The 15,712-nt window shown below is 45.7% G+C and carries 12 protein-coding genes; 5 read left to right on the top strand and 7 right to left on the bottom strand.

The genetic code is table 11. The features are described from left to right. Window positions 1-24: 24 nt before the first annotated feature. The 3 genes from QUB12_RS03045 (at window position 25) to QUB12_RS03035 (ending at window position 4,039) form a co-directional block, all read left to right on the top strand. The gene (locus QUB12_RS03045) at window positions 25-1,425 is read left to right on the top strand and encodes a DUF2157 domain-containing protein (RefSeq protein WP_333305430.1); all 1,401 of its coding nucleotides are present in this window, start codon (window positions 25-27) and stop codon (window positions 1,423-1,425) included. A gap of 98 nt (window positions 1,426-1,523) precedes the next feature. Then, on the top strand, window positions 1,524-2,222 hold the full coding sequence (locus QUB12_RS03040; RefSeq protein WP_333305427.1) for a GDYXXLXY domain-containing protein: 699 nt from the start codon (window positions 1,524-1,526) through the stop codon (window positions 2,220-2,222). Window positions 2,223-2,914: 692 nt separating this feature from the next. Beyond that, window positions 2,915-4,039, top strand: coding sequence for a hypothetical protein (locus tag QUB12_RS03035; protein WP_333305425.1), 1,125 nt, complete (start codon window positions 2,915-2,917; stop codon window positions 4,037-4,039). 67 nt (window positions 4,040-4,106) lie between these two features. Here QUB12_RS03035 and QUB12_RS03030 read toward each other — a convergent pair whose 3' ends face one another. Genes QUB12_RS03030 through QUB12_RS03020 form a run of 3 tightly spaced genes read right to left on the bottom strand, consistent with a single transcriptional unit; the run spans window position 4,107 to window position 4,805 of the window. Continuing rightward, on the bottom strand, window positions 4,107-4,313 hold the full coding sequence (locus QUB12_RS03030) for a hypothetical protein (RefSeq protein WP_333142530.1): 207 nt from the start codon (window positions 4,311-4,313) through the stop codon (window positions 4,107-4,109). Between the two features lie 29 nt (window positions 4,314-4,342). Then, a complete protein-coding gene (locus QUB12_RS03025; protein WP_333305477.1) occupies window positions 4,343-4,501 on the bottom strand; it encodes a class I SAM-dependent methyltransferase in 159 nt (52 codons plus the stop codon). Beyond that, the gene (locus QUB12_RS03020) at window positions 4,449-4,805 is read right to left on the bottom strand and encodes a hypothetical protein (RefSeq protein ID WP_333142529.1); all 357 of its coding nucleotides are present in this window, start codon (window positions 4,803-4,805) and stop codon (window positions 4,449-4,451) included. Before QUB12_RS03020 ends, QUB12_RS03025 begins: the two co-directional genes overlap by 53 nt. A gap of 593 nt (window positions 4,806-5,398) precedes the next feature. Between QUB12_RS03020 and hemH the strand changes: the two genes are divergently transcribed. After that, window positions 5,399-6,562 (top strand): ferrochelatase, encoded by a 1,164-nt coding sequence (gene hemH, locus QUB12_RS03015; protein WP_333142528.1) that lies wholly within the window; start codon window positions 5,399-5,401, stop codon window positions 6,560-6,562. A 338-nt stretch (window positions 6,563-6,900) separates the two neighbouring features. Here hemH and QUB12_RS03010 read toward each other — a convergent pair whose 3' ends face one another. Then, the gene (locus QUB12_RS03010) at window positions 6,901-7,512 is read right to left on the bottom strand and encodes a DUF4126 domain-containing protein (protein WP_333142527.1); all 612 of its coding nucleotides are present in this window, start codon (window positions 7,510-7,512) and stop codon (window positions 6,901-6,903) included. A gap of 324 nt (window positions 7,513-7,836) precedes the next feature. Between QUB12_RS03010 and QUB12_RS03005 the strand changes: the two genes are divergently transcribed. Continuing rightward, window positions 7,837-9,123, top strand: coding sequence for a Glu/Leu/Phe/Val dehydrogenase (locus tag QUB12_RS03005; protein ID WP_333305422.1), 1,287 nt, complete (start codon window positions 7,837-7,839; stop codon window positions 9,121-9,123). A 278-nt stretch (window positions 9,124-9,401) separates the two neighbouring features. Here the strand turns inward: QUB12_RS03005 and QUB12_RS03000 are convergent, their stop codons facing one another. The 3 genes from QUB12_RS03000 to nrdJ form a co-directional block, all read right to left on the bottom strand. Beyond that, window positions 9,402-10,577 carry a formylglycine-generating enzyme family protein gene (locus QUB12_RS03000; RefSeq protein ID WP_333305420.1) on the bottom strand — a complete coding sequence of 392 codons (1,176 nt, stop codon included), beginning with the start codon at window positions 10,575-10,577 and terminating at the stop codon, window positions 9,402-9,404. A 224-nt stretch (window positions 10,578-10,801) separates the two neighbouring features. Beyond that, entirely contained in the window at window positions 10,802-11,002 is a 201-nt protein-coding gene (locus QUB12_RS02995; RefSeq protein WP_333231794.1) for a helix-turn-helix transcriptional regulator, read from the bottom strand. A 208-nt stretch (window positions 11,003-11,210) separates the two neighbouring features. Next, window positions 11,211-15,608, bottom strand: coding sequence for a ribonucleoside-triphosphate reductase, adenosylcobalamin-dependent (gene nrdJ, locus QUB12_RS02990; RefSeq protein ID WP_333305418.1), 4,398 nt, complete (start codon window positions 15,606-15,608; stop codon window positions 11,211-11,213). Window positions 15,609-15,712: the final 104 nt, after the last annotated feature.

The raw sequence follows: 15,712 nt of genomic DNA, 5'->3' as shown, positions 1-15,712 counted from the left end.
TTCAAATCCTCTGGAATATAAACAATGATTTCAGATAAATTTCGGCGCGAGTTGCGAGAACAAGCCAAACTCTGGCAAGCAGAAGGACTCATCGACACTTCATTCTACCAACAACTTTCGGAACGCTACCAATTCAACACACTCGAAACCGCCTCCCGCAACCGTTTCCTCAGCATTCTCATCAGTCTCGGCGGCATTCTCCTCGGTATAGGAGTGATCACCTTTGTAGCCGCAAACTGGCAAGTTTGGTCACGCGAAGTGAGAGTTGCACTGCTGCTAAGTCTTTTCGTAGCAGTCAATGCAGCAGGTTTCTATCTGTGGCGAATTCCCCCATCCCGAAGCCAAAACTCCCATCCCAATATGCCCGCAACAAAAGGGCGAAATAAACTCTTAGGTGAAGGATTGTTGCTGTTAGGAGCTCTGATTTTAGGAGCAAATATGGCATTGATGGCGCAAATGTTCCATATTGGCGGTTCTTCCTATGGACTTTTCGTTGCTTGGGGAATCGGCGTGCTCGGAATGGCTTACAGTTTGCGGTTGACTTCCTTGGGCGTTTTGTCCGCACTTTTAATCGGTTTGGGCTATTGGCTTGCCGTGTTAGATTGGTCTTCCAAAGTCGAGTTTTCTTGGCTGGAAGTTTTGGTGCGGCAAATGCCGATCGCAGCCAGTATAATGTTTGTGCCGCTGGCTTATTGGTGTCGATCGCGTGCTATTTTTGCCATAGGTGCGATCGCGATAATTTTTTCGCTACAAGTTTCTATCGTCCAAGGGTTAAATCCAACCTGGGCTGCTGCAATTTTTTGTGCCCTACCGCCCGCTTTGCTGTGGGGATACGACGATGCAATCTGGCCCAAGGTACGCAGCAAGCTGTTTCAACCTACCGCCCGCAGTTTAGCCCTGCTGTTTCTCGCCGGTGTGTTTTATGTTCTTTCTTTCCACTGGTTTTGGCAAGATTTGCCGAATCCTGCGCCAACGGAGTCGGATTGGGTTTTGCTGGCAAATGTGGCTGTTTTGGGCGGTTTCACGCTGTTTGAGTGGCTGCGTTTGGGACGTTTGGAACTGCGGCGACCAAAACAAAAAGCAGTGGATTTGACTACAAGTGCGATCGGCATTTTAATCCTCGCCAGCGCCTTAATACCGCTTATTCACCTCAATTTTACTCCCCTTCCTCAATTAGCAACTTTTCTGTTCAATGTTTTATCATTTTTGCTCGCTGTCGGCTTAATCCGAGAAGGTTTAGCATTAGGAAACCGCCGGACTTTTTGGGGAGGCATGGTATTAATCACCCTACAAATTATCAGCCGAGTCTTTGAATATAACACAGGATTGTTGCTCAAATCTTTTGTATTTGTTTTGTGCGGAATTGGTGTAATTGCTGCGGGTTTGTGGTTCGAGCGTCACTTCGCAAAAATCCCCGATGAATAGAAATTATTCATCTCTCTCTTCTCTCACTCAGCGCCCTCTGCGTTCTCTGTGGTTTAATCATTCCGAAACAACCGTAAACAATATAACCCATACATAACATGAACACAAACAACATTGACTTATTAGTTGAAAATCCAGATACAACAAATCTGTTTCAGCTTCCCCCGGAAGCAAAACGCCTTCCCGCGTGGCGAATGTGGGTTCCTTTACTCTTGCAAATCGGACTAATTGCCGCCGTACCCGCGACCGCAGTTTACACTTTTATTACAGGCAAAACAGTTGTCCTGCAAACAGCACCAGTAGACCCTTACGACTTTTTGCGCGGATATTACCAAGTTTTGAGCTATGATATTTCCGAGCGCACAAATCTCCAAAAACTCCCCGGCTGGAAAGATTTGCCTGGGGAAAAAATATATTGCCCGCCCGGAGTTGCTTGTCCACAAAATACGCACAGTGTCAAGGCAAAAACCAGTTTTTATGTAATCTTAGAAGCGCCAAAAACCGCGACTAATCCCGGCCGCCCCCAAGCTTGGAAACCCGTCCGCGTCAGTCTGGAAAATCCCGTTAATTTGCCCGCCAACCAAATCGCAATTAAGGGCAAATATAACGGTTGGCAGATGGAATACGGCTTAGAAACTTATTATATGCCAGAGGATGAAAGGGAAAAAGTCAATCAGGAGATTAGCGAAGCTCAAAGGAACCAGCGACAATCTTTTTTGGTAGAAGTAAAGGTTGACAAAACAGGCCATGCTGTGCCTGTGAGTTTGTGGGTGCGCGATCGCAATTATCGATTTTAGCCAATTTAGCCAAAAGGTCGATCGGCCTTTTGCCCTGGTTTTGAGTATTTTAGCTTAGGGAGGGGGCGGAGGTTGGGCGATACCCTACCGCAACGGGCCAGCAGGCGCAATGGGATAGCTTCCCTCGCGCAGACATTTCAATTGCCGACAACCCAGGAGAATCTATTAAGATATTTGACACTCCCCAGCCTAAAGGCGTGGGGATTCTTAATTCATCGACTAACCTTTAAGCGCCATGTCCTCGCGGCAATTCTTAAACTTTTCAACCGTAGGAAATACTACCCATTGACGAGCTTAACTCAAAACACTCCAGAGGGTCTGTCTCCAAAAGCGTACTAGGATACTGAGCCTAGAGTTCGGATATGCCCTACCCTACCTAACAAATGAAAAAGTTCTTTGTTTTCTGGTAACGAGGATGTATTAATCCCCTAGCTGTTTTAAGAGTTTTCGCCGCTCTGTGTCCCCAGTTTGTGCCTAAAAGTGTGTCTTAACTGTTTCACGAGGGCAAAGGAGTTTAACCTTGACTTTTGCAGTATACTACAAAAAAACCAGCAATTCCCTGATTTTTTAGAATAGATTTAAGAAATTAAAGCCGTTCTAGAAGAACGGGGTTTTAAACCCAACTTTCCGATAAGACTTGCAAAAATCTTGCCAGTTCAAGGGCGCAAGTCATGACTCTACTGGAGCTTCTCATGTTAGCCGAGCTAATCTCTGCCAGACGAATACTCAAGACCAAACTCCTCGACTTCTTAGGACTTCCCGAAAATTGCCAAGACCAAACAGATCATCTCGTCAACCGAATTGTATCCCTGCTGGAAGAAAATCCAGCCGAACAAGAAAGATTTTGGGAGACTTTCAAAAGTGAATTAGCCGTCGATCCCGTTGAATTAGAAACAATACTCAAGTGTTCGCCAGCAGAACGCCAGCAGTGGATTGAACAAGACAAACTCCCTATTTTAGAATACCGCTCTTTCCGCAAATCAGGAATCCATTTAGAATATCCCGTTCACGACAGAAGATTCATCTTAAGTCTAACGCCAACCGATATTAATAATTGGCGCAAAGAACCCAAAGGGCTGATTAAAAATAATCGCGAAATACCCACCCCAATCAATACAGAAAAGCCTGAAGAAAACGAACAATCACGACTAGCTTTTAGTTCCGAGTGGGAAAAAATCATTGCCGACTGGAAAGAACAAGGTTCGGCGGAAATTTCAGCAACCTTCCAGCTAGCTTACTGGACAGTTTGGGCATCGCGCTGGGCAAAAGAAAATCAGCTCAACAGCTTTAAAGCAATTAATAAATATAAGGAAGTCTACGAAACTCACCAACAGGAATGGTATCAGCGAAAAAATCAAGCAGTCAAGTTACTGATTGAGATGCCCTACGCCATGCTTTACTTCTACCGTCCGGCGGATTCTGACAAATTATATCTCGAACTGTGCGACGACCACCAGGAAATGATGAAAGATGGCTACTTTTGGGATAAGTGGGATTTTTTCTATCAGAACCGCAAACTTGTAAATAAGTGCCGCGAATGCGTGTACTCCGACATCAAAGATTATTACTCGCTTTACTATCTCGAAATCAAAAGCGACAAGTTTCCCGATTTTAGTTTTTCTTTCCACACGCCGTACCCAATCGGCAGAAAATTTTTGCCGCATCCAGAAACGCTGCCTTATGTAGACCACGTAGAACAGGACGGCATTTTTCGCTTTGGTCGCCCGCTGCTGGAACAAGAGAAAGCTATTCACACCGAAAAGGATGTATTGCTCAAGTTTGAGGCAGCTTTGGCAGAAGCGAAAAAGTTTGTTTAGTCAGTAGTCATTAGTCAGTAGTCATTAGTCATTAGTTGACAAGTATAGTAAGATGCGCGCGCCGACCTCAGAAACCGGGTTTCTCCCGATATTTATCGTCACTCAACCCAAAATTCGTAGAAACCCGGTTTCTTCCCCGCGCACTAATGACAACTGTCAACTGACAACTGTCAACTGACTTTTGAACTTGGATTACTTGAATGCTGCCGTCAGCATAAAGTTTTGGTTGTGGAGTTCCTTCGGAATTGTACGATCGCCATTCTACCTCTGCCAACAAACTCCCCAGTCAGTTTCGAGCGACTTTCAAGCAGTTTCAGTCTCCAATAACAACAAAAATACAGCCAACCCTGGCCAAAATACCGGATTTGTGGGTCGATGAAAATCTACCAAAATGAATAGACCACCGGGCTTAAGCACGCGGTATACTTCCTGAAAGATTTGTCGCAATTGCGCCCGTTGCATTTCGTGCATCGCAACGCTGCTGTGTACTCCTGTCAAACTGACAGTCGGCAAAAGCTTTTAAATAATAATTGGCTGATGGTACATTTTTCCTTGGCCGTTGCAGAGATAATCGCGAAGCGTGAAGTCCTGTGACATCCGGGAAATATTGCACCAGAAATTGCTTAGTTTGACCGCTACCGCAGCAACCGTCTAAAACTTTAGTTTCGGCGCTGACGGTTAAATTTTCCCAGGCTAGTTGACCCAAACGAGTATTGCCGCCTACGCTCACTCGCAGCCAGACGCGCGATCGCAATCCTAGATACACTGATACCGATAACTTAAATCTCTAAAAATTGTTGCCATAGTCAAAATTATGTATACCTTGCTATCGACTTAAGATATTATCAAAAAACTGGGTTTAAAACCCCGTCCTTATAGGACGGCTTTCTATTGGATAAACGTGAAATGTTTGACAAAACAATCCTCAGTCAGGTTAGAATTAAGTGGCCAAGGTGAAACTCCTTTGCCATCGTGAAACAGTTAAGACACACTTTCAGGCATAAATTTAGGGGCAAAGAGCAGCGAAAACTCGCTATACAGCTAGGGATTTAAAAATAACATCCCAATATCCAGAGAACGAAACACTTTGTTGACGGTTCAAGTAAGGCGGGGCACGCCTGAACTCTAGGTTCGTATCCTAGTACGCTTGGGGAGATAGACCCTCTGGGATTCACTAAGTTAAGCTCGTCAATTGGTGGTAGACCACGGTTGAAAGGTTTAAGCATTGCCGTAAGGATAGTGAATAGTAAGGTCAGTCATTGATCCAAGAATCCTCGCGCCTGATAGTCGAGGAGTGTCAATAAGTTATATCATAAAGATAAGTAACAGAACTGAGACGATGGGAGAGCTGTAACCGCTATGGGTCGTGTGGGAGTATTGCTATTAAACTTGGGCGGGCCAGATCAAATCGAGGATGTCCGTCCTTTCCTGTTCAACTTGTTTGCTGACCCGGAAATCATTCGCATCCCGTTTCCGTGGATGCAAAAACCGCTCGCCTGGTTGATTTCGACCCTGCGCTTTCAAAAATCCCAGGAAAACTACCGCCAAATCGGTGGCGGCTCTCCTTTGCGGCGAATTACCGAGGAACAAGCCCTAGCCCTGCAAGAACTCTTGCAAGAAAAGGGACAAGATGCTCGAGTATACGTGGGGATGCGCTACTGGCATCCTTTTACCGAAGAAGCGATAGCCAAAATTAAGCGCGATCGCATTGAACATTTGACAATCTTGCCGCTGTATCCTCAATTTTCCATCAGCACCAGCGGTTCTAGCTTCCGGCAGCTAGAAGAAATGTGGGGCAAAGATCCTGCCCTCAAGGATATACAATATACCGCGATTCCTTCTTGGTATCAGCGGCCTGGTTACATTCAGGCAATGTCGGAATTGATAGCCCAACAACTAGACCACAATCCGAATCCCGATCGAGTTCACATCTTTTTCAGCGCCCACGGCGTCCCCCTCAGCTACGTAGAAGAGGCTGGAGACCCCTATCAGCGCGAGATTGAAGATTGCACTCGTCTGATTATGGAACATTTAGATCGATCGAACGAACACACTCTAGCTTATCAAAGTCGGGTTGGCCCGGTGGAATGGCTCAAGCCTTACACCGAAGACGCCATAACCGAATTGGCAGAAAATGGAGTCCAAGATTTGTTGGTAGTTCCGATTAGTTTTGTTTCCGAACACATCGAGACTCTACAAGAAATTGACATGGAGTATCGAGAATTAGCAGAAGAATCGGGGATTGAAAATTTCTACCGAGTGCCCGCCCTGAATACTCATCCGGTGTTTATTGAAGCCTTGGCTGATTTAGTCATCGAGTCGATCGAATCTCCCAGCGTTAAATTCTCCGATGTTATACGCCCTTCCAAGAAAGTGAAAATGTACCCTCAAGAGCAGTGGGAGTGGGGTTTGACCACGGGGGCGGAAGTCTGGAACGGTCGTGTGGCGATGATTGGTTTTGTGGCACTATTGCTGGAGTTAATTACGGGTCAGGGCCCGCTACACTCGATCGGATTGCTTTAAACTCAAATGTTGCACCATTCTCAATAAGCTTTTTATGAACAGGCAAGATGCCTGTTCCACAAAGAGTGAATTTTATTGTGGAACAGGCATCTTGCCTGTTAAGCGAGAATGGTACAAGATATCAGTTTAAATTGACAGTTGACAGTTGACAGTTGACAGTTGACTGTTCACTGTTGTTAAAAATGACTAATGATATAAAATCCGTTGGTATCGGAATTATTCATCTCTCTCTTCTCTTCCTCAGCGCCCTCTGCGGTCTCTGCGGTTAAATCATTCCGAAACAACCGTAAACGATATGACTAATCACCAATAACTAATCACCAATAACTAATCACTAACTAATCAGGATCGCGCTTGCGGCGGCGGGGATTTCCCCTATCGCCCGGTATTCCCTGACTTTTGTACCAGCGATACCACTCTTTAGAACTGCGAATTGCCAGCCACAGCAGGATCATAGCCACTAATCCTCCCTGCCGCGGGGCGTCAAAGGCAAACAAAACCAAGGAAATGCACAGAACATCTTGGAGGAAAATCACCCAAATCGGCAAACCCCGCAGCCGGTAAAACCATCCTGCTTGTACCAGTTGCAGCACTAAAGCCAACAAACCTCCGACAATACCAATTATCCACAGCATCCAAGGGTGAGCAATAATTTCGTCGATCGAACTTACCTGAGCGATCGAAATTCCCATAATTGCTCCTACAATGGGACTGAAAATAATTTGCACAATTTGCAGTACCCGCTGTCCTACAAAGGTTTTAGAAGCAAATAACTCTAACAGCGACCAACTCACCAAGATGGTGATAGCCACCTGGGGGGGAACCCCCGACAATAGAGGTATTTCCGACCAAAGTTTGTCAATCCGCAACAAACCAATTAACAGCAGGGGCAGGGCAATTCTCATACCCCCTGCCGCAGACGCAGAGAGTGCGGCTAGGAGTCCAACCATAATAATAATTCAGTTTCTAACGTCAGCTAAAGCCTCGATCTATTTCAGAATTTAATTCCCCTGATGGCTGCCAGTGATTTGAGCGATCGAACTCAAATTGCGGCTTGAGCTTAAATATCACCCTCTATTGTAAGTGTATCTGCTTAATCGCTGCTTGGCACTGCTCGAAAAGTCGATCGACACAAGGTAGTTGACTGTTGCCAGAAGAAAGGAGGCAGCATTCAACCAGGATTGTGATTAAATTAGCTTAAGCACCAGAAGCCTTCTTCTCTCTGACAACAGTCAACTAACAACAGTCAACAGTCAACAGTCAACTAACTTATTATGTCTGAATCATTATTTGCCGATGCCAGCCGCCGATTAGAACGAGCCTTAAAATATGTGTCCCTTTCCGAGGATACGATCGAACGGCTGAAACACCCCAAATCCAGTTTAATTGTATCGATACCCGTGCGGATGGACGACGGTTCCCTGCGAATTTTCCAAGGTTATCGGGTGCGCTACGACAATACCAGAGGCCCGTCTAAAGGAGGAGTGCGCTATCATCCGGGAGTCTCCCTTGATGAAGTGCAATCCTTAGCATTTTGGATGACTTTTAAATGTGCAGTTTTGAACTTGCCCTTTGGAGGAGCCAAGGGCGGAATTACTCTCAATCCCAAGGAATTGTCCAAACTGGAATTGGAACGGTTGAGCCGGGGCTATGTCGATGCGATCGCAGATTTCATCGGCCCCGATGTCGATATTCCCGCGCCGGATGTCTACACCAATCCCATGATTATGGGTTGGATGATGGATCAGTACAATATTATTAAGCGGCAGCTTTCTCCAGCGGTTGTGACTGGTAAACCAGTGACAATTGGTGGGAGTTTGGGCAGAGATACCGCAACAGCAATGGGTGCTTTTTTTGTAGTACAAACTCTTCTACCCAAATTTGAGCTAAATCCTCAAGATACAACTGTAGCGGTACAAGGTTTTGGTAATGCCGGTGCCGAAATAGCTGAACTGCTCTGGAAAGCAGGTTACAAAGTTGTTGCTGTCAGCGATTCCCAAGGGGGAATTTATGCTAAACAAGGGCTGGATATCCCCAGTATTCGAGGTTTTAAAGACTCTAACAAAGGTATCAAAGCTCTTTACTGCGAAGGTTCTGTTTGCAATATTATCGAACACGAAATCTTGACAAATGAACAGCTTTTAGCATTAGATGTAGACGTGCTGGTTCCAGCAGCTTTGGAGAATCAAATCACAGAAGCCAATGTTAATGATGTTAAGGCTAAGTTTATTTTTGAAGTAGCTAACGGGCCGATTGATTCTGCTGCTGATTTGATTTTAGAAGCGAGGGGAATTCAGGTAATCCCTGATATTTTAGTCAATGCCGGAGGCGTAACGGTTAGTTATTTTGAGTGGGTGCAAAATCGCAGCGGGCTTTATTGGACGCTAGAGGAAGTCAATCAGCGGTTGAAGCATAAAATGGTCGAAGAAACTGAGGCAATTTGGAAAAAATCTCAGGAATTGTCAGTTTCCATGAGAACTGCGGCTTACGTGTACGGGTTAAATAGACTCGGAGAAGCGATGAATGCGAAGGGAACGCGGGATTATTATGTGAACGGTTGAGAAAAGTGCGGTAAGATTGTGCGATCGTACCATCTTACCGCAGCTCTTTGAAAAAAGTGCAGTCTACGAACCAAGTTGGCAAAATTTGGCTCTGAATTGGGGAATTTTAGGTTTGCACGCCGCAGTTTATTTAACCGCCACTTTGCTGTTGCAGAAGCGGAAAGATATTTTCAAATAACGCAAAACACGGCTATCTTCTCTTAGTCCGCGCAGGCGGACTTTGTTTTTGTAGAAGCGATTTCCAATCCCCAAGGGCAAAAGGGCGAAAGTGTAAAGTGCTAGGAAGTCCACGCAGCCACACACGCAACCCGAAAACCGAGGTCGTCGGAGCAATAATCCGGCGGATAGTAGTTGCGAAAAGCCGATCGGCAATTCCTCGGAAAGAACTTGCACGAACCCCCGCGCAGCAGCCGATGATGAGATGTTTCACTTTCCCGGGAACTTCCGTCAGTCGGTGCGCCGTTATATTTATCGTGCCATTTATCGCTGCACCACTCCCAAACATTCCCGTGCATATCGTACAATCCAAAGGCATTGGGGGGAAAACTTCCCACATCGGTTGTTTCTTCGCGATACAGTCCTGTATGGGCTTCGGCGTATGGTTTTTTTTTGTTATAGTTGACTAATTCTGGGGTAATGGTTTCTCCAAAATGAAATGGCGTTGTTGTTCCCGCACGACAGGCGTATTCCCATTCGGCTTCACTCAGCAGGCGATATTTTTTAAAGCTTTTTTGCGATAGTTTGTTACAGAATTCCACTGCGTCATTCCACGATACATTTTCTACAGGACGTTTTTCACCAAAGTAATAAGATGGGTTGTTTCCCATGACTGCTTCCCACTGTGCTTGGGCGATGGCGTATTTTTTTGCCCAAGATGGGTTGTTTCCCATGACTGCTTCCCACTGTGCTTGGGTGATGGCGTATTTTCCTGCATAAAAAGCGGGTACTGTTACTTGATGCTGCGGACTTTCGCTATCACGTCTATGTGCTTCGCTGTTGGGGGAACCCATCATAAATGTGCCACCGGGAATGTAAACCATTTCCAGTGCAATTGAGTTACCTAAGTCTTCAGGAAAAAAGCGAGCAAAGGACTTACTGCGACTGTTTTCTTTTCCTGTAACATCTACTGTCATGACCTCAAAGTCAAATGTAGGGAGATAGTCTTGGGGGAAATGTGGTTTGAGTTTTAAGTCATCCCTATCTTTCAACAGTGAATAGGCAGCTAATTTCACCTGCATTGACTCATCTTGCAATGCTCCAATTATCAAATCTACCCCTGCTTCTCCATATTTGAGCGCTTCGGAGAGTGCGGCGATTCTAACTTCTACAGCGGGTGAAGCTAAGCGGCTTTTAACGCCGGGGATGCCTCCGAGTACCGCAGCATTGACAGGAATTGAATTTTGACAGCCGAGGACGGCATCGTATTCTCTAGGTTCCTTTTGATGGTTTGACATTGAACCTTAGCCTCTGCCTTTGAATTCAGCACAACTTTACTCTACGATAACCAAATGCGGCTTAAATATCCCCCTCATTTCTTAGTCCGCGCAGGTGGACTTCGTTTGACAAGACGCGGTTTCAACCGCCGAATAATCAACGGATATAGATACCGTAGGGTGCGTCGCTGTCGATAGTCTGCTGCTCGTCTTGAAAATCTCGTAGCGACGCACCATACAAATATTTAATTTACCAAATCCTCTAAGGAAAGCTTCAGGAGGTCGCACAATGCTTTCGTCTGTTCGAGATAGAGTTTTGGAATATGTCGGCCTGCTTCCCAATTTTTCACAGTGGTTACACTCACGCCCAATTCATCAGCAACTTGCTGCTGCGTCAAAGAAAGCGATTGGCGTCGCTGTTTGAGTTTTTCCCCCACACTACTCATTCACTGTACCGATTTCAGAATTCCTATGGTTAAGGAGACAAATTAATTATGCCTGATACGGAACGACTTGATCGTTGGGTGGGGGCGGGTTTACGAGATTATTGATTTTAGGCAATTATGGTTGGTGAACCCGCCCCTACGATTTTTGCTGAACCAGCACTTAAAAACATAAAAAAATCCCCCAAACGGGGGATTTCTTTCAACGCTATTACATAGCCTTAGTCTCCGGCATCAAACACTTATCGGAATCGCAGCCCGCCGGCCCCGAATCCATCATTTCACCTAAGTCATAACGACTTAGTGCCGCATGAAAAACATCTATTTGGCGGCGCGCTAAAGTCTCTTCCACCATCTTGGTGTAAGTTTCCTTGCTCACCGGTTCAAAGGGCAAACGCGGGAAAGTTTCAAGAGCATCAAACCGAGCTAAAAGCGCTGCGGAAATGTAGCCTTCATCATCGCGAATCGCTTCATAAATCCGAGTCCCCAAACTTTCCACTTCATTTTCGCGCAGTTCAATCGTGGCCGAAGTGTTATGTCTGACATAGAACTTTTGCACTTGCATATAAAAGTCCATTTGTGCCGCCGCTGAGAATTTGTTAATGTCAATTTCATCAGCACCGGGTAAATCAGCCCAACTTACCGCAACAGGTATTTCTACCAGCCATTCTGTGCAGCGTTCATCGAAGGGATTGTTCAGCAAATTGCCGTTTTCATCTTTGTCAGATTGAGACGGAATCACGTTGTATCCGTAGTCGATGCAGGCGAGGGCTACGGGGTCGTTTTTGCCGAAAGTGATTCGGCGAATGAAACGCTGGGCTTTCGGCGGATGCCAGCCGGGGGAAGCACCTGTCAGCAGAGATTTAGTACCCGATGGTTGAACCGTTGTGCAGCGATTTGGGCGTTTTAAGGAATGGCGATCGCAATAATCCCATACTACCCGATCGACAATCTCGCGCCAACCACTCAAATACTCTTCTTCCCGGTGTTTAAAAGCGATTCCTTGCGGAGTTTGCGGGCGGCCTTCCACCCACCAGCGCAGCCACTCAACGCCAAAAGCATGAACGAAGAAATCGAACAATCCCGTGAAAGATACGCCGACAATCGGGTCTAATTCGCGGCTGTATTGATAGCGGGGTTCCAGAAATTTGTGATTGAGAAGTACCGCGACAGATAGAGCCGCCGCCTTGAAAGCTTCCTCCTGTTCTTTGAAATTGTAAGGGTCAAGTTGATTGAGGTGGATCTCAGAAAGATTACAGTTTCCAGCTAGGGTATTGCCGAAAACTCCCTTATGAAACTCTGGTTCGTTGAAGCAGTAAGTATCGTGCAATCCTGGTAATTCTTCGACACTTCTGACCACTTGCCATTTACCTTTGTGTTTAGCATTCGTCCCTTTGCTCACATCTAACCGCTGACAAGGAATTTCACCACAGTCAGTAATTTGCAAGTAATACAAATCCCGACTTCGGACACCGTAATTAGTAATTGACCCTTGATGAGCGCAAAGATTTAGCGACGAACGAATACCACATTTGGTCAAAAGTAACTGAACTCTGAAAGCGCGATCGCGGTCAGAAATATAAATTCTGATACCATTACTGTGGGTATTCGAGCCGTCAGTATCGGCTAATCCAGCAATAAAATGTAAAATTGCTTGCCGATTCCAGCTCGCAATTACATTTAGTGCTTCTGGGTTAACTTTCAAACTTTTCAGCAACTCTCCAGAAAAGCTCAAGTTAGTTACATCGGTAAAAGCAGGTAAATAGTCATAGCTTCTTTCAGGAGACTTATTTCCTGCTACTGATAATGCCATTTTGTGTTCGTAAAGTCGAACTTTCGCATTGTCATTTTTGTCTGTAGTCCCATCTCCTACAGCCACCCCCAAAGTGTAAGCATAACTTGAATCGATATTCAAGCCATCTTCATACTGAATTGTAAAAGGTTCAGTATGAATGCTATACCGACTTGTATCCATCAAGTCTTTGGTTTGAACTTCTCTGTAAACTTTACCAAAGCGATCCTTGACAAAAAAGCGATGATATTCTGTGGCATCCAGATAAGTACCATCACCAAACTTTACACGATAAAGTTTGCGTCGCCCGCCACAATTATCACTCGCTGTCTTAAATGGTGTGACGCAGCTCCATCTTTTACCATTCCAAATTTCGATTTCAGTTCCAACAACGTCCTTTATTTTATGCAGTCCGTCTCTAGTAATTAGCAGAGTGTCGCCACTGACACAATGAAAATTAGAGCCGATGATTTCACCACAGTTGTGCGCCACAATACCATTCGCATCGAACTGAGATGGACCGGGTACCGTGCAATCGTAAACGGATTCTATCCCACTGAGAGAAAGTGACTGAACTGTTACAACAAAACGTTCGCGGTTTAACTTACGCTTGTAGTCGTTTAATAAATTGCCCAGTTTTTTCTGTTTTTCAGGCTGACGGAAACCAACGAGATCGAGGAAGTAAATCAGATTGTCGTTAGCGATGACTAATTCGTGCTGCGCTTTGCAGAAGTAAGGAGCCATATCACGATTGGTATCGGGCATCAAACGATAACCTGCTGTCCGACGATTTTGATAAACCGTCGAAACAATTCCCAAGCGCAGCAGCATTCGCTGAACAGCTTGGAGTAATTCGAGATTACTTTGGGCTAAACGTATACTAATGCCTTTATTCTGCGTTCCTTGCACACTGCCATCAGCATCAAACAACCCTTGTAAGAATCCACGATAAAGCTCGTAGCTTGCTTGTTCAACTTCGTGCGTAACTACTTTTTTACCGCGATGAATGTTGAACTGTGCCGCTAGTTTGGCAAGCCCACTGGAAGCGACTTGATGCAAATTGTGTTGGCGATGATAGTGGCCTCCTAAATTCGCACCGCAAATTACATTTTTCTGGAGGGTTACGACTGCATACTCAGCCATCTCTATTTGAGAGTCACCCCAAAATCGTAATATGGCCTGGTCGTTCCATTGGGTTTCTGCTAAAGACCCGTCACCGACGAGACTGCCGAGTAGCCACCCTTCTTCAAAGGTTCCCGCACCATGCCAAGGCTGAATTCCTCGGTGATTGTGTAAGCAAATACTGTCGCCCGGTTTCAAATCCTCAGCCGCTACCCATTCGGTGTATTGACGCTTTTGGGTTTGAGCGCTGACCCGTAAAATTTGATGGTTTCCAGTCAGACGTAGCGAGACACCTTCTTTGGTGGATAGGGTGAAAACAGTGCGATCGCCCGTATAGAAAAAGCCATCAGCCGTTGTGCTAAAGAGTTCGCCGTTGACGTAAGTCCCATGTTGCTTCCCGATTAAGTCTTTAACCAGGCGTGGACCAAATTCCGTATGAACCCAAGTATCAGCAGTCACGCACGGGTTTAAGCCCACACGGACTAACCGATGCTCTAACTCGCCAGCAGTCATATTAGGATAGCGTTCCTGCAACCACTCTTTAGCTTTTCCTTCGTCATAAGCTTTCAAAAACTCAAGTTTAAGACTCGGTGTTGAAAGTAAATCAACGTTAGATCGAGCTACAGCTTCCCCGGCCCATTGAATCGCACCTTCGCCGCTATAATACTGTTTGCGGACAGCATCAATACATTCTTCTAGTGTAGGTTTGGTATGGAAAACTCGCGTATGGTTTGCCATCCGAAGGGCATCGCGTTCTGGATCTATTCTCCAGTTGCCGCTTTCATCTTGTTGCCACAAATTATTTTTAGCATTTGCCCCCAGTTCGTCATCAAAAGAAAACTGACGCATTCCGGCCGATCTTCTAATATTTCCAGCGACGATCGTGACCGCAGCTTCATCAATCAACACGCAGCATTCAACTGAATTTAACTGCCGCCCTAAAGCTTTATTCAAAATTGCCGCGCAGCGCTGATAAAGGTCGGGCAATTTCACCGGATTTGCTACTCCGCCAAAACCTTTTAAAGGTTCTCCCACGGGGCGAACATCGCTCAAATCGATAAAAACTTGAACTTCTCCTGCAAATCTTTCATCTGTGGATAATTCCAGCAAAGTTTGATAGGAGTTTACCCAACCTTGGCGAGAATCTCCGACATAAATAGTTGCGGTTTTTTCTGCTATTTTTACTTCTGTTTCTTGACGGCGCGACTGGGCGGGTGTAGAGCCGATTTCGCCTTGCATGGTTAGGGTTAAACGGTTGCGAATCGGCGGCAGTTGGTTGATATATTGTGGTTCCAAGACTGCGCCGGTGCCGCAGCCCATCATTGCCAAGTCCATTAACAAGCCAAAGGAACGCCAGTCGAGAATATTTGTTGAGGAGCAATTATATGCGCCGGAAAAATTCTCTGGTTGCTCGATCCATTTGCTGCCACCTACCCACAGCCAGCGGCCTGAAGCGAGGGTTTTGAGCTGGTTTTGCATCTGGTGCAGCAGTTGTGTTTCTTCGGGGGTGAGGTTTCCCAGCTTTTGCAGCCCCTTGACTGTTCGATCGCACACTTCGGCCCAAGTCTCCCTTCCCGTCTCGGTACGGCGGCTGTAAGTCCTGAAAAATACTGGATTGGCTGCGGGTGCTGTTTCGGGGAAATCGGACAGGTTGCGTTTGTCGCTGGCACTCGATCGCTCTAATTCTCGAACCATAGGTTGTGTACTGACGTGTCGGAATATATCAAACTACGAATATACAACAGGATTCAGATTTAGGGTAAAAGGTTAATATATTTGACAATTTGCACTAGATATGG

The sequence above is a fragment of the Microcoleus sp. B7-D4 genome, assembly GCF_036705125.1.
In the GTDB taxonomy this organism is placed as follows: domain Bacteria; phylum Cyanobacteriota; class Cyanobacteriia; order Cyanobacteriales; family Microcoleaceae; genus Microcoleus.
Note: the sequence above shows the minus strand (reverse complement) of the source record. Positions and strands in the feature narration are given on the sequence as shown.

Coding starts and splice junctions, on each gene's coding strand:
- QUB12_RS03000 (WP_333305420.1), bottom strand. CDS start 10,577: ATGTCAAACCATCAAAAGGAACCTAGAGAATACGATGCCGTCCTCGGC.
- QUB12_RS03010 (WP_333142527.1), bottom strand. CDS start 7,512: ATGGTTGGACTCCTAGCCGCACTCTCTGCGTCTGCGGCAGGGGGTATG.
- QUB12_RS03035 (WP_333305425.1), top strand. CDS start 2,915: ATGTTAGCCGAGCTAATCTCTGCCAGACGAATACTCAAGACCAAACTC.
- QUB12_RS03045 (WP_333305430.1), top strand. CDS start 25: ATGATTTCAGATAAATTTCGGCGCGAGTTGCGAGAACAAGCCAAACTC.
- QUB12_RS03040 (WP_333305427.1), top strand. CDS start 1,524: ATGAACACAAACAACATTGACTTATTAGTTGAAAATCCAGATACAACA.
- QUB12_RS03025 (WP_333305477.1), bottom strand. CDS start 4,501: ATGCAACGGGCGCAATTGCGACAAATCTTTCAGGAAGTATACCGCGTG.
- QUB12_RS03005 (WP_333305422.1), top strand. CDS start 7,837: ATGTCTGAATCATTATTTGCCGATGCCAGCCGCCGATTAGAACGAGCC.
- hemH (WP_333142528.1), top strand. CDS start 5,399: ATGGGTCGTGTGGGAGTATTGCTATTAAACTTGGGCGGGCCAGATCAA.
- QUB12_RS02995 (WP_333231794.1), bottom strand. CDS start 11,002: ATGAGTAGTGTGGGGGAAAAACTCAAACAGCGACGCCAATCGCTTTCT.
- nrdJ (WP_333305418.1), bottom strand. CDS start 15,608: ATGGTTCGAGAATTAGAGCGATCGAGTGCCAGCGACAAACGCAACCTG.